Annotated in this window: 15 protein-coding genes; 9 read left to right on the plus strand and 6 right to left on the minus strand. The window is 68.3% G+C overall.

Features of this window, described 5'->3' with window-relative positions; translation table 11 throughout:
• The first annotated feature begins 60 nt into the window (after window positions 1-60).
• The 5 genes from thiC to VDQ83_RS05115 all read left to right on the plus strand — a co-directional run bounded on the left by thiC (window position 61) and on the right by VDQ83_RS05115 (window position 9,201).
• Window positions 61-1,938, plus strand: coding sequence for a phosphomethylpyrimidine synthase ThiC (thiC, locus tag VDQ83_RS05095; protein WP_455434098.1), 1,878 nt, complete (start codon window positions 61-63; stop codon window positions 1,936-1,938).
• 66 nt (window positions 1,939-2,004) lie between these two features.
• Complete coding sequence (locus VDQ83_RS05100) at window positions 2,005-2,670, plus strand: ion channel (RefSeq protein WP_263395641.1); 666 nt, start codon at window positions 2,005-2,007, stop codon at window positions 2,668-2,670.
• A gap of 257 nt (window positions 2,671-2,927) precedes the next feature.
• Window positions 2,928-5,258, plus strand: a complete 2,331-nt coding sequence (locus VDQ83_RS05105) for a winged helix-turn-helix domain-containing protein (protein ID WP_455434099.1) — start codon at window positions 2,928-2,930, stop codon at window positions 5,256-5,258.
• A 121-nt stretch (window positions 5,259-5,379) separates the two neighbouring features.
• Window positions 5,380-6,276: a helix-turn-helix transcriptional regulator gene (locus VDQ83_RS05110; RefSeq protein WP_455434100.1), complete on the plus strand. Its 897-nt coding sequence runs from the start codon at window positions 5,380-5,382 to the stop codon at window positions 6,274-6,276.
• 48 nt (window positions 6,277-6,324) lie between these two features.
• Window positions 6,325-9,201: a TonB-dependent receptor plug domain-containing protein gene (locus VDQ83_RS05115; RefSeq protein ID WP_455434101.1), complete on the plus strand. Its 2,877-nt coding sequence runs from the start codon at window positions 6,325-6,327 to the stop codon at window positions 9,199-9,201.
• A 501-nt stretch (window positions 9,202-9,702) separates the two neighbouring features.
• Here VDQ83_RS05115 and VDQ83_RS05120 read toward each other — a convergent pair.
• Together VDQ83_RS05120 and ppa are read right to left on the minus strand one after the other, a co-directional pair.
• Window positions 9,703-10,863 (minus strand): response regulator, encoded by a 1,161-nt coding sequence (locus VDQ83_RS05120; protein WP_263395637.1) that lies wholly within the window; start codon window positions 10,861-10,863, stop codon window positions 9,703-9,705.
• Between the two features lie 104 nt (window positions 10,864-10,967).
• The gene (ppa, locus tag VDQ83_RS05125; protein WP_179567039.1) at window positions 10,968-11,501 is read right to left on the minus strand and encodes an inorganic diphosphatase; all 534 of its coding nucleotides are present in this window, start codon (window positions 11,499-11,501) and stop codon (window positions 10,968-10,970) included.
• Window positions 11,502-11,946: 445 nt separating this feature from the next.
• Here ppa and VDQ83_RS05130 point away from each other — a divergent pair, with 445 nt between their 5' ends.
• A complete protein-coding gene (locus VDQ83_RS05130; protein ID WP_309914297.1) occupies window positions 11,947-12,432 on the plus strand; it encodes a hypothetical protein in 486 nt (161 codons plus the stop codon).
• A gap of 61 nt (window positions 12,433-12,493) precedes the next feature.
• On the opposite strand, the gene VDQ83_RS05135 is transcribed toward VDQ83_RS05130, so the two are convergent.
• Window positions 12,494-14,521, minus strand: a complete 2,028-nt coding sequence (locus VDQ83_RS05135) for a sodium-translocating pyrophosphatase (RefSeq protein WP_309914301.1) — start codon at window positions 14,519-14,521, stop codon at window positions 12,494-12,496.
• A 281-nt stretch (window positions 14,522-14,802) separates the two neighbouring features.
• On the opposite strand from VDQ83_RS05135, the gene VDQ83_RS05140 reads away from it, so the two are divergent.
• A complete protein-coding gene (locus VDQ83_RS05140) occupies window positions 14,803-15,315 on the plus strand; it encodes a hypothetical protein (RefSeq protein WP_455434145.1) in 513 nt (170 codons plus the stop codon).
• A gap of 138 nt (window positions 15,316-15,453) precedes the next feature.
• Here VDQ83_RS05140 and VDQ83_RS05145 read toward each other — a convergent pair whose 3' ends face one another.
• Together VDQ83_RS05145 and VDQ83_RS05150 are read right to left on the minus strand one after the other, a co-directional pair.
• Window positions 15,454-15,861, minus strand: a complete 408-nt coding sequence (locus VDQ83_RS05145) for a DUF6434 domain-containing protein (RefSeq protein WP_309914304.1) — start codon at window positions 15,859-15,861, stop codon at window positions 15,454-15,456.
• 76 nt (window positions 15,862-15,937) lie between these two features.
• Window positions 15,938-16,477 (minus strand): hypothetical protein, encoded by a 540-nt coding sequence (locus VDQ83_RS05150; RefSeq protein ID WP_455434102.1) that lies wholly within the window; start codon window positions 16,475-16,477, stop codon window positions 15,938-15,940.
• 138 nt (window positions 16,478-16,615) lie between these two features.
• Between VDQ83_RS05150 and VDQ83_RS05155 the strand changes: the two genes are divergently transcribed.
• On the plus strand, window positions 16,616-17,194 hold the full coding sequence (locus VDQ83_RS05155) for a TetR/AcrR family transcriptional regulator (RefSeq protein ID WP_455434103.1): 579 nt from the start codon (window positions 16,616-16,618) through the stop codon (window positions 17,192-17,194).
• 155 nt (window positions 17,195-17,349) lie between these two features.
• Here VDQ83_RS05155 and VDQ83_RS05160 read toward each other — a convergent pair whose 3' ends face one another.
• Window positions 17,350-18,609 (minus strand): 6-phosphofructokinase, encoded by a 1,260-nt coding sequence (locus tag VDQ83_RS05160; RefSeq protein WP_455434104.1) that lies wholly within the window; start codon window positions 18,607-18,609, stop codon window positions 17,350-17,352.
• 145 nt (window positions 18,610-18,754) lie between these two features.
• Between VDQ83_RS05160 and VDQ83_RS05165 the strand changes: the two genes are divergently transcribed.
• The gene (locus tag VDQ83_RS05165) at window positions 18,755-19,318 is read left to right on the plus strand and encodes an adenylate kinase (protein WP_309914313.1); all 564 of its coding nucleotides are present in this window, start codon (window positions 18,755-18,757) and stop codon (window positions 19,316-19,318) included.
• Window positions 19,319-19,765: the final 447 nt, after the last annotated feature.

Here is a 19,765-nt window from a genome sequence, read left to right on the forward strand (position 1 = left end):
GCGGCGGGCATGCGCCGCCGCTTCGTCCCGCCCGCCAAGGGCTCGCACAGGACGAAGGCCATGAACGCAATCCCCTCCACGCTGATCCAGCAGGCCGAGCGGCTCTCCGAATCGGTGACGCGGCCGATCGCCGGCTCGCGCAAGATCCATGTCGAGGGCTCGCGCCCGGACCTGCGCGTGCCGATGCGCGAGATCGTGCTGACCCGCACCCCGACCCTGTTCGGCGGCGAGGACAACCCGCCGGTCACCGTCTACGACACCTCCGGCCCCTACACCGATCCGCACGCGAGCATCGACCTGCGCGCCGGCCTGGCGCCGCTGCGCGCGCGCTGGATCGAAGAACGCGGCGACACCGCGGCGCTGGCCCAGCTCAGCTCCGATTTCGGCCGCGGCCGCGAGCACAACGCGCGGCTGGACGCGGTGCGCTTCCCGGCCCGGCGCCTGCCGCGGCGCGCGCTGGCCGGCGCCAACGTCACCCAGATGCACTACGCGCGGCGCGGCATCGTCACTCCGGAGATGGAGTTCGTCGCGATCCGCGAGAACCAGCGGCTGGAAGCGGTGCGCGACGCGCTGCTGCGCCAGCAGCATCCCGGCGAAGCCTTCGGCGCCAGCATCCAGCACGCGATCACGCCGGAGTTCGTGCGGCAGGAGATCGCCCGCGGCCGCGCCATCCTGCCCGCCAACATCAACCATCCGGAAAGCGAGCCGATGATCATCGGCCGCAATTTCCTGACCAAGATCAACGCCAACATCGGCAACAGCGCGGTGAGTTCGGGCATCGCCGAGGAAGTGGAGAAGCTGGTGTGGTCGATCCGCTGGGGCGGCGACACGGTGATGGACCTGTCCACCGGCAAGCACATCCACGAAACCCGCGAATGGATCGTGCGCAACTCGCCGGTGCCGATCGGTACCGTGCCGATCTACCAGGCGCTGGAGAAGGTCGACGGCCGCGCCGAGGAACTGACCTGGGAGATCTTCCGCGACACGCTGATCGAGCAGGCCGAGCAGGGCGTGGACTACTTCACCATCCACGCCGGAGTGCTGCTGCGCTACGTGCCGCTGACCGCCAAGCGCGTCACCGGCATCGTCTCGCGCGGCGGCTCGATCCTGGCCAAGTGGTGCCTGGCGCATCACAAGGAGAACTTCCTCTACACCCACTTCGAGGACATCTGCGAGATCATGCAGGCCTACGACGTGGCCTTCTCGCTGGGCGACGGGCTGCGCCCGGGCTGCATCGCCGACGCCAACGACGCGGCGCAGTTCGGCGAGCTGGAGACGCTGGGCGAGCTGACCAAGCTGGCCTGGAAGCACGACGTGCAGACCATGATCGAAGGCCCCGGCCACGTGCCGATGCAGTTGATCAAGGAGAACATGGACAAGCAGCTGCGCGAATGCGGCGAGGCGCCGTTCTACACGCTGGGGCCGCTGACCACCGACATCGCGCCCGGCTACGACCACATCACCTCGGCGATCGGCGCGGCGATGATCGGCTGGTTCGGCACCGCGATGCTGTGCTACGTGACGCCGAAGGAACACCTGGGCCTGCCCAACCGGCAGGACGTGCGCGACGGCATCATGGCCTACAAGATCGCCGCGCACGCCGCGGACCTGGCCAAGGGCCATCCCGGCGCGCAGGTGCGCGACAACGCGTTGAGCAAGGCGCGCTTCGAATTCCGCTGGGACGACCAGTTCCACCTGGGCCTGGATCCGGAGAAGGCCAAGGAATTCCACGACGAGACCCTGCCCAAGGACGCGCACAAGCTGGCGCATTTCTGCTCGATGTGCGGGCCGCACTTCTGCTCGATGAAGATCACCCAGGACGTGCGCGACTACGCCGCCGAACACGGCGTCGGCGAAACCGACGCGCTGCAGGCCGGCATGGCCGAGAAATCGGCGCAGTTCCTGGACGCCGGCGCCGAGGTCTATCGGCAGGGCTAGCGCCGCGTGCCGCCGTGGTGGCGTGCGCTTGTCTATGATGCGCGCACGTCACCTCCGGAATTCAGCATGCTCCGCTACGCGCTCGCCTTGCGCCGCCACCCGTCCGCGTTGCTGCTGGGCGTGCAATTGCTGGGATTGCTGCTGTATCCGCTGATGGAAGACACCGCGGCCGGGCGCGCCCTGTTCGGCGCATTCGGCATCGTGGTGTTGGCGCTGGCGGTGTGGGTGGTCAACCGCAGCCCGTCGATGCTGTGGATCGCCTGGTGCCTGGCGGTGCCGTCGGTGGTGCTGTCGATCGCGGCGGCCATGCTCGACAGCGTGACACTCGGCGCATTCGCGCAGTTGCTGGAAAGCCTGTTGTACTTCTATACCGCGGTCAGCCTGATCGCCTACATGCTGCAGGACCACGAGGTCACCCGCGACGAACTGTATGCGGCCGGCGCGACCTTCACGTTGCTGGCGTGGGCGTTCGCCTTCGCGTTCTCGGTGTGCCAGCAGTGGCTGCCCGGCAGCTTCACCGCCGCGGTGGACGCATCCTCGCCCAGAACCTGGATGGAACTGCTGTACCTGAGCTTCAGCGTGCTGTCCGGGGTGGGCCTGAGCGATGTGGTGCCGGTGAAGCCGCTGGCGCGTTCGCTGGTCATGCTCGAACAGTTCGCAGGAGTGATGTACATCGCGCTGGTGGTGTCGCGGCTGATTGGGCTCACCATCACGCACAAACCGAAAGCCTGAATCGCAGCTAAAAAAAACGCGCCAAGTGGGCGCGTAATCTTGCAGCGTTTATGTGAGCGTCGTCGGCGGAGAGAGAGCCTGTAGTTGCTTCGCCGCGATTGGCGGCGGCAACGACTAGGGTAGAATTTGTCGGCGTCGCCACGCCTGGCTGCATTCGTCGCATTGGTTTGCCGAATCTGCCCGTTGGCGCCACATGGCGCCTCCGCGCCGTGACGTGGTTCCCACCCCATCGCAGATCGTCGTTGCCTTAGTCGCGCATGTCCTCGCCATCCCCCGCCACCCCGCCGCTTCCCGACCGGATGCAGGTCGGCGACTGCCTGGTGCTGCTGTCGCTGCGCGAAGTGCATGCGCCGCGCGCGCGCCGGCCGCAGCGGCTCACACCCAAGGCGATCGGCGTGCTGCGCGTGCTGCTGGCGCAACCGGGGCAGGTGGTGGAGCGCGAGACGCTGCTGGCCCAGGTGTGGCCGGACACGCTGCCGACCAACGATGTGGTGACCCAGGCCGTCACCCAGTTGCGCAAGGCCTTCGCCGCCGGCGCCAAGGACGACGCGCCGGCCTACATCGAGACCCTGGCCAAGACCGGCTATCGGCTGGTGGCGCCGGTGCAGGCGTTGCCGGAGGTGGAGGCGGACGCGCCTGCGCTGGCCGCTGCGGCGCTGGCCGACGGCGGACGCGCCGCCGCCGAGGCGCCTGCCGCCGCCTTGCCGCCGCCGGCCGTGGTGCCGCCTGCGCCACGCCCGCCGCCGCGCCGCGTGCAGGTGGCGCTGGCCGCCGTCGCCGGGGCCGGCGTGATGCTGCTGGCGATGCTGCTGTGGTGGCTGCCGCATGGCGCTGCGGATCCGGTCGACGGCGAGCAGGAGCGGGTGGTCGGCAGCCCGGAGCGGCCGTACCGGCTGATCACCACGATGCCGGGCTTCGAACTGGAGCCGGCCTTGTCGCCGGACGGCACCCAGGTGGTGTATGCCGCCGGGATCGAGGGTCGCGGCGGCACGCAACTGCTGGTGCAGGCGACCGGCCGTGCCGCCGGCAGCGCGCCGCCGCGTCCGCTGCTGGTGCCGGGCGCGGGCTATTCCGACCGCCTGCCGGCCTGGTCGCCGGACGGCGGCCGCATCGCCTTCGCCCGGCTCGGGCCGGATGGCCAGTGCCAGGTGATGGTGGCGGCCGCCGATGGGCATCGCGCGGCGCGCCCGGCGGTGCGCTGCGACGGCACCGAGCTGCTCAGCTTCGCCTGGACCCCCGACGGGCGCGGGTTGCTGTTCGGCAGCATGACCGGGCGCCAACCCGGCCGCGGGATCCGCGTGCTCGACCTGGCCAGCGGCCGCTGGCGCGCGCTGCCCTACACGGTCGCCGCCGGCGAGTTCGACTACATGCCGCGCTATTCCCCCGACGGGCAGTGGATCGCGTTCGTGCGCAACCCGCAGATGGGCGGCCTGTGGCGGATCCCAGCCGCGGGTGGCCGCGCCGAGCCGCTGACCCGCGAGTTCGCCGAGATCCGCGGTTGGGACTGGACCCAGGACGGCCGCGGCATCGTGTTCGGACGCCGGGTCGACAGCGAGACCCGCCTGTACCGGCTGGACACCGCCTCGCGGCGCCTGCGCGATCTGGACCTGGGCGACGCGCAGTCGCCGACCCTGTCGCGCGACGGAGGGCGCCTCGGCTTCGTGCACCGGCGCCCGCAGTTCGCGCTGTATCGCATCGCCGCCGGCGATGGCCGCGGCAAGCGCGACAGCCAGCGCCTGTTCGCCTCCACCGGGCGCGACGGCCAGCCGGTGATCGCGCCCGATGGCCGCCAGCTGGTCTTCACCTCCGACCGCTCCGGCAGCTACGCGCTGTGGTGGGGCGACGTGACCCGGCCGCAATCGCTGCGCCTGATCGAAGGGCTGCGCCCTGAAAACCGGCAGCCGCCGGCGTGGTCGGCCGACAGCCAGTCGCTGCTGGTCAGCGGCCGCGACGCGCAGGGACGCTCGGTGATCTACGAAGTGCGGCCGCAGTCGGGCAGCGTCGTGCCCCTGCCGGTGCCGTCCGGCGAGCCGCTGCAGGCGCTGTACACCGCCGATCCGGCGCAGTTGCTGGTGCTGCTCGGCGAGAACGGACGCACCCGCCTGCAGCTGTACGACCGGCGCAGCCAGCCGTGGCGGCGGCTGGCCGCACTGGACGACGTCTCGCAGCTGCGCATGGATCCGCACGGCGGGCAGGTGCTGTTCACCCGAATGGCGCGCAGCGGCCTGTGGCGCGCCGATGTCGCGCTGAGCCCGGCCAGCGTCGCGGCGGTCGACACGGCGGTGCCGTCGCTGTGGCGCTACCGGACCTGGGCGATCGGCGCTGCCGGCGAGGTGCGCTATCTGTTCCCGACCGGCGAGTGCGCCAGCCGGCTGGCGCGGATCGGTGGCGGGCTCGGCGACAGCGTGTGCCTGGACCGCGACCGGCTCAGTTCGGTCAACGGCTTCAGCATCGACCCGCACAGCGGCGACGTGTATGCGTCGCTGGCGGTGGAGGATGGTAGCGACATCGGCTTCATGCGCATGCCCGAGAGCGCCGGCTGGTTCTCGGTGGTGACCTCCAAGTGGTTGCCGCACAAGGGAAAATGAGCATCGTAAGTTGTTCGTGACGGCTTCGTGCCGATTTCGGACAAACATCGCCACATCGTCCTGACCCTGCCGCCACATCCGGCAAGACTGCGCGCCGGTTCAAGCAAAGCGGGTGCGTCGGATGCGGCACGTGTTCATGGCCGATCGTGGGCAACAACGGATTCTGGACAACGAGGACGCGCCGAGCGGGTCGGCCTGCCTGGGCGCGGCGCGGCTGGGCAGCCTGCAGGCCTCGGCCGCCGCGTTCACGGTGTGGATCCAGCTGCGCGGCAGCGCCTGGATCGAGGCCAAGGAAGGCCGCTTCGAACTGCGCCGCGGCCAGTGGCTGGCCTTCGAGCGCGATTCGCGGCCGCTGGTGCAGGCCGATCGCGATGGCCTGTGCATCGGCCTGAGCCTGGACGCCGATGCGTTGAAGGCGCTGGGGCGCATGGCCGACGCGACCCTGTACACCGGCCGCGGCCTGCTGCCGGCGCGCGAGGCGCGGATCGCGCTGCGGCTGTGGCGGCAGGCGGCAGCGCGGCCGGGCGACGTGCTGGCGATGCGCCCGGTGCTGCTGCACCTGGCCTCGATGCAGGACGAACTGTCGCACCGCGTGCAGCGGTGCCCGGGCCGTTCGCGGGTGCGCAAGCGCCAGGTGTTCGGGCGCATGCAGCGCGCGCATCTGTACCTGGAAGGGCACCGCGACCGCGTGGTGCGGATCAGCGAACTGGCCGAGCTGACCAACTTCTCCAGCTGGTATCTGTCCAAGACCTTCCAGAGCCTGTATGAGGAAAGCCCGCAGGCGTTGTCGGCGCGGTTGCGGCTGGAACGCGCCGCGGATCTGCTGCGCGACACCACGATGATGATCGGCGAGGTCGCCGCGGCCAGCGGTTTCGACAACTGCTGCAGTTTCGCTCGCGCCTTCCGTGCGCGCTTCGGCGTCTCCGCTTCGCAATATCGACAAGAGACGGCGGTGCCGCCAGATTCGGCAAAGTCTGCGAACGGCCGCGGCAAAGCAGCCATGCTCACCGGAACGTAACGTGCCGAGGGCGCTTAACACGCCCCTAACGTTACCCTGGAGAGATTGATGAACCTTCGCACTTCCGCAGTGCGGCTGGGCCTGTTGCCCGCCAGCATCGCGATCGCGTTGACGCCGGCCATTGCCGGCGCGCAAGAGTCCACCGCCACCGATGGCAACCCGACCAACCTCGACCGCATCGAGGTCACCGGTTCGCGCATCCGTCAGGCGAGTTCCGAGACCGCGCAGCCGGTGATCGCGCTGCAGCGTGCCGATATCGAGAAGCAGGGCTACACCAGCGTCGCCGACATCGTGCAGAACCTGTCGGCGACCGGTTCGCCGGCGATCAGCCGCGCCGATGCGTTGTCCTCGGGCGAAGAAGTCGGCGGCCAGTACGTCGATCTGCGCAACCTCGGCCCGCAGCGCACCCTGGTGCTGCTGGACGGCAAGCGCATGGGCGTCAGCTCCGGCGGCTACACCGATCTGGCTTCGATTCCGACCTCGATGGTCGAGCGCGTGGAAGTGCTGACCGACGGCGCCTCGGCGCTGTACGGCTCCGACGCCATCGCCGGCGTGATCAACGTGATCACCCGCAAGAACTTCGACGGCCTGGAAGCCAGCGCCTACGTCGGCCAGTACGGCCAGGGCGACGGCCACAAGGAAACCTACAACTTCGTCTACGGCGCCAGCAACGATCGCGGTTCGCTGACCCTCGGCGCTGAGTACAGCAAGGAAGATCCGGTCTACGCCAAGGATCGCGACTACAGCGCCTCGCCGAACGGCTATTTCCACCCGGTTCCGACCGACGCGGACGCCAACGGCTGGAGCGCGATCAGCGAGAAGGGCGTGCTGATCGACGGTGCGGGCAACATGTACTCGGTGAATCCGGGCGGCAATCCGCGCAACTTCGCCGACTACCATGAGTTCGGCAACGGTGACCTGTCCAACCCGAGCCAGCAGATGTTCCTGCAGACCGGGATCGAGCGCCGCTCGGTGTTCGCCAACGGCAACTTCGATTTCACCGACAACGTCCGCGGTACCGCCAGCGTGCTGTACACCGAGCGCGAGACGCTGCAGCAGATCGCCGGCTATCCGTACCGTTCGGTCGCCTACGACACCCCGCTGTCGGGCGAGAGCTACTTCAATCCGCTGCCGGGCCAGGACGTCGATTTCATGCGTCGTACCTGGGAAGTGCCGCGCCAGACCCGTTCGGAGCTGAACACCTTCCGCTTCAGCGGCGGGCTCGAAGGGTCGTTCCAGTTGGGCGACAACTACTGGGATTGGGACGTCGGTTACGTCTACAACCGCAACAAGGGCACCAAGACCGGCACCGGCAACCTGTTCGTGCCGAATGTGCAGAACGCGGTCGGCCCGTCGTTCCTGGACAGCGACGGCGTGGTCAAGTGCGGCTCGGCCGGCAACGTGATCGCCGGTTGCATGCCGTGGAACCCGCTGTTGCCGAACGGCGCCACCGGTGCCGGCTCGCTGGCCGATCCGGCCCTGCAGGCCTACCTGTTCCTGCCGTCGCACGACACCTCGGTGAGCACCACCAAGGTCTACAGCGCCAACCTCAGCGGCACCATCATGGCGCTGCCGGCCGGCGACCTGGCGATGGCCGCGGGTATCGAGCACCGCAGCGAAGACGCGCGCTACGATCCCGACGCGCTGCTGCAGTCCGGCCTGAGCACCGACCTGGCCGGCGCGCCGACCAAGGGCGGCTACTCGCTGGATGAGGTGTACCTGGAGTTCAACATCCCGGTGCTGGCCGACATGCCGTTTGCCAAGGAACTGTCGTTCGATGTGGCCGGCCGCTACTCCGACTACGACACCTTCGGCGACACCACCAACAGCAAGTTCGGCCTGAAGTGGAAGCCGATCGACGACCTGCTGGTGCGCGGCACCTACGCCACCGGCTTCCGTGCGCCGACCGTGTCGGATCTGTACGGCGGCACCTCGGAGACCTTCGACTCCTACACCGATCCGTGCGACACCCTGTTCGGTGCGGCGACCCGCAACGCGGGCGTGGCCGGGCGTTGCGGCGCCGTGGTGCCGGCGAACTTCCGCCAGGAAGCCTCCGGCGGCGTGGACGCCAGCGGCCCCGGGTCGCAGTCGAACTACGCGTACCTGTCCGGCTCCAGCCCGGAGCTGCTGCCGGAAACCTCCAAGACCTACACGCTGGGCCTGGTTTACAGCCCGGGCTACGTGAACGGTCTGGACATCAGCCTGGACTGGTGGAAGATCCGCATCGACGACGTCATCGCCGCCGAGTCGGTCACCTCCATCCTCAACCAGTGCTACGTGCAGAACATCGGCGCGGCCTGCGACCGTTTCGTGCGTGACGCCACCAGCGGCCAGGTCACCGACGTGACCCGTACGCTGATCAACGGCGGCTACCAGGAAACCGCGGGCTACGATCTGGGCGTGCGCTATCGCCTGGCCGACACCGGCTTCGGCAACTTCGTGTTCGACTGGAAGACCACCTACGTGGACTACCAGGAATACAAGCGCGACAACGAGTCGGAAACGCCGGTCGAACAGCGCAACGGCTGGGGCAGCAGCGACTGGGGTTCCAACTTCCGCGTCCGTTCCAACCTGAACGTGGATTGGAGCTACGGCAACTTCGGCGTCAACTGGGGCGTGCGTTACTACTCCGGTCTGCGCGAGGCATGTGCGTACGATCTGGAAGGCGGTTCGGAGTGCAACGAGCCGGGCTTCACCTCGGCGTACACGCTGGAGCAGCCGTCGCGCACGGTCGGTTCCAACACGTTCCACGACGTGCAGGTCCGTTACAACGCGCCGTGGGATGCCACCGTGTCGCTGGGTGCCAACAACGTGTTCAACCACGAAGGCCCGATCATGTACAGCCAGCCGAACTCGAACTTCTCGTACAACGGAAGCTTCGACATCGGTCGCATGCTCTACATGAAGTACACCCAGCGCTTCTGATCCACTGGCGTCTGAGCAATAAAAAAAGACGGGCCGCAAGGCCCGTCTTTTTTTGTCCGCGATATCCGCCGATCGCGGCGGCGGGCGATGCGCGAGAAGTTGTTTTTGTGTAGGAGCGGCTTCAGCCGCGACGGGCATTCCCGGTAGCGCGTCGCGACTGAAGTCGCTCCCACAAACGGCCGAGCCGGGAACGCTCGAAATCCGTGTCTAGCAGGTGTCGCTGCACAAGCTGGCATGGCGCCGACGCCGCGCACGAGGCATCGATGGCGCGCCAGTTGTTGACGAACACGGCGGATGCGGACATCGGGAAGCCGGGCTGTCAGTCCCTTGGACCGCTCGCGCCGATGGCGGGTACATGTGTATCGGTAGCGTCGACAAAGACCGTCGGCAGCGGCAGCGGCAGCGTTGCGCTGCCGCTCATGCGTCAATTGCGATGTCGGGTCGTCCTGGCGAAACCAGCCCCGGGAGGCGTCTTGTGCTGCGAGGGCAGCCGACGCGGCGCTACGCCGAAGTCAGCCCCATCAGGCTTTCCGCCTGCTCACGCCAGGTCGGCAGCTTGTTCAGCACGCCGGTCTTGGCCAGGTAGTCCTCGTCGATCTCCGTGCCGCTGGCCAAGGCCATCGCCACGTGCACCGCGCCGGTGACCCAGAAGCTGCGCGTGCTGGAGCGTTGCGGCTGGCGGTGGAACGCTACCGCCTCGATGATCGGCATCGGCAGGCCCCACAGGCCGAGCAGATAGGCGCCGGCCTCGGCATGGCCGGGGCGATCGTCGTTCGGGTCGACCGGCTCGCGCTCGTTGCGGATGCCCGGCAGCAGCAGGCCGATGTCGGCCAGCAGCGCCGCGGTCGCGCCGAGTTCGGCGCTGGAGGACGGCAGCATCTTCGAGGCCAGCTTGGAGGCCAGCAGCGAGCGCTGCTGCAGCGCGTTGCGTTCGGCGTTGGACAACGCCTGCACCGAGAACACTTCGCTGGCCAGGACCAGGTCGCGCAAGGTGGCGATGCCCAGCCGGGTCACCGCGGTGCGCAGGTCGGACATCGTGCGGCCGTTGGAGAAGTACGCCGAGTTGCACAGCTGCAGCACCTTGGCCGCGATCGCCGGATCGGCCGAGACCAGCTTGGCCAGGTCGGCGGCATTGCTGCCGTCGTCCTGTTCCAGTGCGTGCATCAGGCTCAGGTACAGATGCGGCGGCGACGGCAGTTTCTCGATGCGGCCGATGCTGGCGCGCAGGATCGGGTTGCCGAGCAGCTCCTGCAGTTCCTCGATGCTGGTGACCGCCTCGAGCAGCATCTCCGGCGACAGCGGCAGCGGCAGGAACCGATGCGCCACGCCGATGATCCGCGCCGGGGGCGCGCGATTGCTCTGCTCCGCCTCGATCAGCGCGATGCGGATGGTTTCCGGACTCAGCGTGCGGATCTGGCCGAGCAGGGTGGCCGTGGTCAGGTCCGGCAGCGCCGGCGCGGCGATCACCGCATCCAGCTGCACGGTCGCGGCGGCGGCGATGGCGGCATTGCCGTCGGTCACGGTCTGGACCTGCCAGTCCTCGCCCAATTCGCGGATGTATTCGGTGACTTCGGCCGGCAGGCTCGCTTCGTCGCCGACGAACAGGATGCGCAAGAGACTATCCCCCAATAGAGACCGGCTGGCGTTCGACCAGCCGGACATTCGATCCGCAATGTACCCCAAACCCCGGAATGCGGCAGCGTTCGCCGTCGTAAAACGTGAAGCGGGTCAGCCGCGGCGGACGGACGCCCGCCGCGGCGCCGGGTTCAGGCGCCGGCCTTGTAGCGCTCGACCGCGTCCAGCAGGATCTGCTTGGCCTCGGCGGCGTTGCCCCAGCCGTCCAGCTTGACCCACTTGCCCTTCTCCAGATCCTTGTAATGCTCGAAGAAGTGGCCGATGCGCTCCATCCAGTGGCCCGACACCTGGGCGATGTCCTCGATGTGGCCGTAGCCTTCGAACACCTTGGCCACCGGCACCGCCAGGATCTTCTCGTCGCTGCCGGCCTCGTCGCTCATCTTCAGCACGCCGACCGGGCGGCAGCGCACCACGCAGCCGGGCACCAGCGGCAGCGGCAGCACCACCAGCACGTCGGCCGGGTCGCCGTCGCCGCACAGGGTGTTGGGCACATAGCCGTAGTTGCAGGGATAGCGCATCGGCGTGGACAGGATGCGGTCGACGAAGATCGCGCCGCTGGCCTTGTCCACTTCGTACTTGACCGGCTCCGAATCCTTGGGGATTTCGATGACGACGTTGATTTCTTCCGGGAGATTCTTGCCGGAGGTGACCAGTTCCAGACCCATGCGCTAGCTCCAGTGGAGTGGCTTCAAAGAGGTCTGCATTCTAGTCGGTTGGCTGTTGCAATGCAGCGAGAACGGGGAGGGCCTGCGATCTGGCCGGCCAGGCTGCCGGATGCGGCGCCAGGTGACTGTGCGTGGCGGCGTAGTCGCCAAGGGCGCGCGTGGGCCAAGTCATGCGCCGAGCGGCGGATGTGACCGCCGCCGGGCCGGCTTGGGGGCGCCCGACGTAGCGGCATCACCAGCTCGTGCGGCGTGAGCTCCTTGGTTTTTCCTCGCCGACACGCGCCCCAGCGTGGGGCGATCTACCCCCGATGCGCATCGACACACCTCAGCCTATTCCTACAAGGTTTTCGGGCTCCGTACCCACGCGCATGGGAGGATTTCCGATGGTGCCCGGCCGGGCGCGACGCGACGCTGTGTCCACAGTCCACCCCCAAGGAGCAAGGCAATGAAGGGAATCCGGTTTTCGATGGGCATGCTGTTGACGGTCGCGCTGCTGGCCCTCGGCGCGCCACGGGCGCAGGCGCAACAGGTCTACGTGGATGCGGTCGACTATCCCACCCCGGGCGCAGGCTGGGAGGCGTTCTACGACCTGGAGCGGCGGCTGGCCGAGGACTTCGACCAGAGTTGCGGCGACACCTTCTGCGAAGGCGAGTACAGCGACTACCAGCCGCTGCGCTACCGCTGCTCGGTGCGCCAGCGCGACGGCGTGCTCGGCCAGTGCGTATGGACCTTCGGCGCCAGCGAATCCAGCATCGACCCGGCCACCGGGCAGGTGCTGGTCGATGCGAAGCTCTGGCAATGCCCGACGCCGCTGCTGCCGCAGACCCGGCTGGTGGCGCTGTACAAGGCCCTGGCGGGAGAGCATCCGCTGTTTGCGCCGTTGCCGCACAGCCAGCGCAGCGTCAACGACGGCCTGATCGATTGCCTGTAACCGCGGAGCAGATGCACCGGCGCCGGCGGGTCGCCAGCGCCGATGCGTCCAATGACAGGCCCTACAGCAGCGGCACCATCAGCAACGCCACGATATTGATGATCTTGATCAGCGGATTGATCGCCGGGCCGGCGGTGTCCTTGTACGGATCGCCGACGGTGTCGCCGGTGACCGCGGCCTTGTGCGCCTCGCTGCCCTTGCCGCCGAAATGGCCATCCTCGATGTACTTCTTGGCGTTGTCCCAGGCGCCGCCGCCGGTGGTCATCGAGATCGCCACGAACAGTCCGGTGACGATGGTGCCGATCAGCAGGCCGCCGAGCGCGCGCGGGCCGAGCAGCAGCCCGACCACCACCGGCACCGCCACCGGCAGCAGCGACGGCACGATCATCTCGCGGATCGCCGAGCGGGTCAGCATGTCCACCGCGCGGTCGTACTGCGGCTTGCCGGTGCCTTCCATGATGCCGGGGATCTCGCGGAACTGGCGCCGCACTTCCTCGACCACGGCGCCGGCGGCGCGGCCCACCGCTTCCATCGCCATCGCGCCGAACAGGTAGGGGATCAGCCCGCCGAGCAGCAGGCCGATGATCACCGTGTGGTCGGACAGGTCGAAGGCGAAGGTTTCGCCAGGGTGCGCGGCGCGCAGGTTGTGCGTGTAGTCGGCGAACAGCACCAGCGCGGCCAGTGCGGCCGAGCCGATCGCATAGCCCTTGGTCACCGCCTTGGTGGTGTTGCCGACCGCGTCCAGCGGGTCGGTCACCGCGCGCACTTCCGGCGGCAGTTCAGCCATCTCGGCGATGCCGCCGGCGTTGTCGGTGATCGGCCCGTAGGCGTCGAGCGCGACGATCATGCCGGCCATCGACAGCATCGCCGTGGCGGCGATGGCGATGCCGTACAGGCCCGACAGCGCGAACGCGCCCCAGATCGCCGCGCACACCGCGATCACCGGCAGCGCGGTGGATTTCATGGAGATGCCGAGCCCGGCGATGATGTTGGTGCCGTGGCCGGTGGTCGAGGCCTGCGCCACGTGCTGCACCGGCTTGTACTGGGTGCCGGTGTAGTACTCGGTGATCCATACGATCAATCCGGTCAGCACCAGGCCGATCAACGCGCAGCCGTAGAGCTTGGTCGCGCCGGCGGCGGTATCGCCCATCAGTTGCTGGGTCACCGGCCAGAACGCCGCCGCGGCGAGCACCGCCGACACGATGACGCCCTTGTACAGCGCGCCCATGATCGAGCCGCCGGGGCGCACGCGCACGAAGAAGGTGCCGACGATCGAGGCGACGATCGACACGCCGCCGAGCACCAGCGGATACAGCACCGCGTTGCGTCCGGCCTCGGCCGCCATCAGCCCGCCGAGCAGCATGGTGGCGATGACCGTGACCGCATAGGTCTCGAACAGGTCGGCGGCCATGCCCGCGCAGTCGCCGACGTTGTCGCCGACGTTGTCGGCGATCACCGCCGGGTTGCGTGGATCGTCCTCGGGGATACCGGCCTCGACCTTGCCGACCAGGTCCGCGCCGACGTCGGCACCCTTGGTGAAGATGCCGCCGCCCAGCCGCGCGAAGATCGAGATCAGCGAACTGCCGAAGGCCAGGCCGACCAGCGCGTGCAGGCTTTCCTCGACGCTGCGCCCCAGCCATTGCAGCACGCCGTAGTAGCCGGCCACGCCGATCAGGCCGAGCCCGACCACCAGCATGCCGGTGATCGCGCCGCCGCGGAACGCCACGTCCATCGCCGGCCCCAGCCCGCGCCGCGCCGCCTCGGCGGTGCGCACGTTGGCGCGCACCGACAGGTTCATGCCGATGTAGCCGGCCACGCCCGACAGCACCGCACCGATGGCGAAACCGCCGGCGGTGTACCAGCTCAGGAAGAAGCCGACCAGCAGCAACAGCGCTACGCCGGCGATGGCGATGGTCTGGTACTGCCGGTTGAGATAGGCGCGGGCGCCTTCCTGGATCGCATCGGCGATCTGCCGCATGCGTTCGTTGCCGGCTGGCTGCGCCAGGATCCAGCGTGTGGACACGATGCCATAGAGTATTGCCAAGGCCGCGCACGCCAGTGCCACGGTGACCGCATATCGTTCCAGCATGACCCCTCCCAAGGATGTGGATGACGCCCAAGCGGTGGGACGTACAACGGGATCACACCGGAAGGAGTCTGAGGCATGCAACGACTCCGCGGCCGCAATGCGCCGGTGGTGCGTATCGCAATGTTCGACCTGGCTTGAACCGGACCGAGTATGCGCCCGGGTCCTGCCCATCGCCAGCGGCGGGCGCCTTGCCTGCCTTGGCGCCTCGTTCAGTCGGCGCGTGGCAGCGTTGCGCATCGCTTTCAAGGAGCACGCCCATGCAATCGACGACCCCGGCGCGGATGCGCGCACTCGCTTCGACCCTGGCCCTGGGCCTGTGCGCCTGCGCGCCGTTGGCGATGGCCGCCGATCCGGTGCCCGAACTGCAGCGCCAGCCCGGTGCCGCGCAGGCGGTGGGCGTGGTGCACACGATCCGGCAGATTCCCGAGGCCTGCGTGCGTTTCGAAGGTGTGTACACCGGCGAGGCCGCGCAGCCCTACAAGTTTTCCGCGGTCCGCAGCAGCCCCACCTGCCAGCCGCGCGCCAAGCTGGTGGAGTTCGACCAGGCCAAGCCCAGCGAGGCGACGGGGTGGAAGTTCAACGATGTGATCCGCGTGCCCAGCGCGGCCTGCCCGTCGCAGCAGGCGGTGGTGCGGGTCTGGCGCAAGCCGGTGGCGACCAAGGCGGATCTGGACGGCCAGGGCCAGTCGCGGATCTATCTGGAAGAGGCGAAGAAGCAGGCGGCGGCCGGCGCGATCGCGCAGGTGCCGCAGTTCACCGCGCAGATGAAAGTGGAAGGGACTGCCTGCCGCTGAGTCGGGTGCGTGGCGGCAGGCTTACGGGACGGCTGCCGTTGGGTGCTCGCGCGCATGGTGCTGACCATGCCATCCATGGGCATCGGTAGTGCCATGCGCTCGCATGGCTCGATGCGCAGGCTACCCCCGGCTCACCGCTCACCGCTCACCGCGTCGCTGGTGGCGGCCTGGCAACGCGTCTCTCAACCTGCTTCGCATGCTGCCGCTCACCGTCGTTGTTCGATCGGCGCATGGACCACGTGCGCCAGTGCAGGTTACCGAATCGATTCCAGCCCGTCGCGCCGTCGCCGCATCCATTCGTCGGCGACCTCGCCCATGTTCTTGGGCGGCGCCGTCCTTGATCCACGCCATGAAGGCGCGATCGAACTTGAACTCGGCCCCGCACGCGCCGGCGAGGAACCGGCGTACGGCCTGCGTATTCCGGTAGGTCTCGTCGACCGGCGTCGCGCGCGTGATCGGACCGTTGTGCCAATCGATGTCGATTCTGGTTCCTCGTCGTCGGTTCGCAGAGCGGATGCCGGTTGGCACGCGGCAGCGTAACCGCATCCTTCGCCGCGAATCCGTTGCGCTGTGCACCTGGACAAGAATTCTCCGAGCTGGCGGCGCGTTCTGGCGGGAGGCCTCAGGAACCCGAGGAGGCCGGACGCGGCTTGCGGAAGCTCAGCCACAGCGCGGAGAGCAAGAAATAGACGCCGCCGAATCCAGCGTAAGGCGCGAGCTGGGCGAGCGCCGGCGCAGTGCCGAACGACTGGACGACGAAGAAGATGCCGGCAAGCGCCGACTGGGCGCCGCTGACCATCATGAAGGCCTGGCCGCCGAGCTTGCGGCGGCGGATGCCGACGGCGAGCTGGAACAGTCCGGCCAGCAGCGCCCATGCACCGAAGACCAGGACGCCGCCCGCGTTGCCGTGCATCGCGAAGGCGATGGCAATGGCGACGGCGGTGACGGCACTGACCAGCGCGTTGAACGTCTGCCCGGGGTTGGCCTGGAGTCCGCCGCTGCGGCGCGCATCCAGAACGTTCGCGAACGCATCCCAGGCCGGGTACAACGCCAGCAGCGTTGCGGCGAGCGCCACGGGTGCGGGCGCGGAGAGAAGAACTGCGGCCACCCAGGCAAAAGCGACGCCAGCGCGCAGGAAGTAGAAGTTGCGAAGTGAGTTCATGGGGAGCGACCTTGAGGAATGTTGTCACCCTACTAGTAGGTAGATAAATAGTCAATGAATTATATTTGGGGGCTGCTATAGAGGTCGTATGGGCTGATCGGGCTTGGTAGGCTACCTACCAGGTGGTAGAATCGCCTCATGACGACGACACAGCAGAAACTCATCGATTCGGCCCGTTACCTGATCCAGACGCGGGGCTACAACGGCTTCAGCTATGCCGACATCGCCGAACAGGTGCAGGTGCGCAAGGCGAGCATCCACCACCACTTTCCTGCCAAGGCCGATCTGGCGCGGGCGGTGGTGGAGGAATCCCGCGCGCTGATCGTCGCGCAGACGCGAATGCTGGAAAGCGGTGTCTTCGATCCCGAGCAACAGCTCGGCTTCTACACCGGCTACTGGGAGAGGTGCATCGCCGACGCGTCCGCCCCGTTCTGCGTCGCCGGTATGCTCGCCAGCGAATTGCCCACCCTGCCCGACGATCTGGCCGAGCACGTGCGTGCGCATTTTCGCGACCTGTCGAACTGGCTGGAAATCGTGCTGACCAAGGGCGCGCAACTGGGCCGGTTCCAGCTGCAAGGCTCCGCCCGCCTGGAGGCGGCAGCGTTCATGTCGATCGTGTACGGCGCGATGCTCACCGCGCGCGCCTACGGCGAGCCGAAGGTATTCGCGGAGATCGTCCAGGGCGGTCTGAAGAAGCTCCTGCGCCAGCCGGACTGATGTCGCTCAGCACTCATCCGGCGCGTCGCGAATGCGATGGCTGGCGTCCGCGACCAGGCTTCACCGAAGCAGCACTGTTCTTCGGCGACAAGCGAAGCACGCTGATGGCCGAGTCCCGAGTCCCGAGTCCCGAGTTCCGGCACCAGCGCCACCCCTCACTCCTCCCAGGCCGGCAACTTCTTCTTCACCGCCACGTTCTTCAGCGCCACGTACTTCGGCAGGCCGTCGTTGCGATCGTAGGGCGGATAGGCCTCGCCGCGGATCAGCGGCTGCAGGTAGCGGCGCGCCTTGTCGGTGATGCCGAAGCCGTCCTTGCGCAGGAACGCCGGCGGCATCTTCTTCTCATGGTTGGCGATCTTGCTCAGCGGCGCGGCCTCGATCTTCCAGCGGTAGGGCGCGTCGCTGCTGCGCACGATCACCGGCATCACCGCGTTCATGCCCTTCAGTGCGAACTGCACCGCGGCCTTGCCGGCGGCCTGCGCCTGCTCCCAGTCGGTCTTGGAGGCGATGTGGCGGGCCGAACGCTGCAGGTAGTCGGGCAGGGTCCAATGCACCTTGTAGCCGAGTTCGGCCTTGACCTTGCCGGCCAGATACGAGGCCACGCCGCCGAGTTGGCTGTGGCCGAACGCGTCGGTGCCGCCGCCGGCATCGGCGACGAAGCGCCCGTCCGCGGTCTGGATGCCTTCGCTGGCCACCACCACACACCAGCCGACCTTGTCCACCACCTTGCGCACCTGCGCCAGGAATGCCGCTTCGTCGTAGGCGCGCTCGGGGAACAGGATGATCTGCGGCGCGTCGTCCGGCGACTGCGCGGCCAGCCCGGCCGCGGCAGCCAGCCAGCCGGCGTGGCGGCCCATCGCTTCGTAGACAAACACCTTGGTCGAGGTCTCGGCCATCGCCGCCACGTCCAGCGCCGCCTCGCGCACCGACACCGCGGTGTACTTGGCGGCAGAGCCGAAGCCGGGGCAGGTGTCGGTGACCGCCAGGTCGTTGTCGATGGTCTTGGGCACGCCGATGCAGTGCAGCGGGTAGCCGAAGGCGTCTGCCAGCTGCGACACCTTCCAGGCGGTATCGGCCGAGTCGTTGCCGCCGTTGTAGAGGAAGTAGCGCACGTCGTGCGCCTTGAACACCTCCAGCAGGCGCTCGTACTTGGCCCGGTCCGCCTCCAGCGACTTGAGCTTGTAGCGGCACGAGCCGAACGCGCCGCCGGGCGTGTGCGCCAGCGCGCGGATCGCCGCGGCCGACTCCTTGGAGGTGTCGATCAGCTCCTCGCGCAGCGCGCCGAGAATGCCGTTGCGCGCGGCCAGGACCTTGACCTTGCGCGCGCGCGCCTCGCCGATCACGGCGGCGGCGCTGGCATTGATGACGGCGGTGACGCCGCCGGATTGGGCGTACAGCAGGGTGCCTTGGGCCATGGTCGGGGCTCGCTCCTGGGGTGGGGACATTGCCGGGACATTGCCCGGATGCGGTAAGCTGGGGAAATTGCGGTACAGCGCAGGCGTGGCCCCCGAGTCTAACGCCGCCGGCCGCGCACGGTAATTTCCTCGAGGAGTCAGGTTGATGCGATTGGTTCTGTTGGGACCGCCCGGATCGGGCAAGGGCACGCAGGCGGCCCGCCTGAAGGACAAGCTGCAGATTCCGCACATTTCCACCGGCGATCTGCTGCGCGCCGAAGTCGCCGCCGGCACCGCGCTGGGCGTGCAGGCCAAGGAAGTGATGGCGCGCGGCGACCTGGTTTCCGACGACATCCTGCTCGGCATGCTCGAGTCGCGCCTGGGCCGCGACGACGTCGCCAACGGCTTCATCCTCGACGGCTATCCGCGCAACCTGGCCCAGGCCTCGGCGCTGGACGAACTGCTGGCCAAGATCGGCCAGCCGCTGGACGCGGTGGTGCAGCTGGACGTGGCCACCGAACTGCTGGTCGAGCGCATCGCCGGCCGCGCCAAGGCCGAAGGCCGCGAAGACGACAATCCCGAGTCGGTGCGCAAGCGCCTGCAGGTGTACAACGATTCGACCGCGCCGGTGATCGGCTTCTACGACAAGCGCGGCACCCTGGCGCGCGTGGACGGCGTCGGCTCGCAGGATGACGTGCTGGCGCGCATTCTGGCGTCGATCGGCCGCTGAGGCGGCCTGTGCCGGGCGGCCGCCTCGATGCGGCGCTCGGCACGAATGCTCCCGGGGCGTTCCTGCGTAAGCTGCGGCAACCTGGCCTGGTGCACCGTAGGAGGGGCTTGAGCCCCGAGCTTATCCGTCGCCGGAAGGCTCGTTGCTGCGCTCGTCGCGGTTGAAACCGCTCCTACAGGAGGCTCGCGTTTCGCTGGGCGGGTGCACTGTAGAGGGGCTTTCGCCTCGACCGTATCCGTCGCCGGCACGTCCGCCGCTGCGCTCGTCGCCGTTGAAACCGCTCTTGCAAGCGCCGCGCGCTTCGCTGGCTGGGGCAGTGTGGGAGGGGCTTCAGCCCCGACGCAGCCTGCCCGAATACTGCGCGGTCCGCCGCTGTGCTCGTCGCGACTGAAGTCGCTCCCACAGCAGGGGCTAGCGGCCAGTTCGCTGGGTGTACTGGCTGGGTGC

Source organism: Xanthomonas sp. WHRI 7945 (assembly GCF_035026585.1).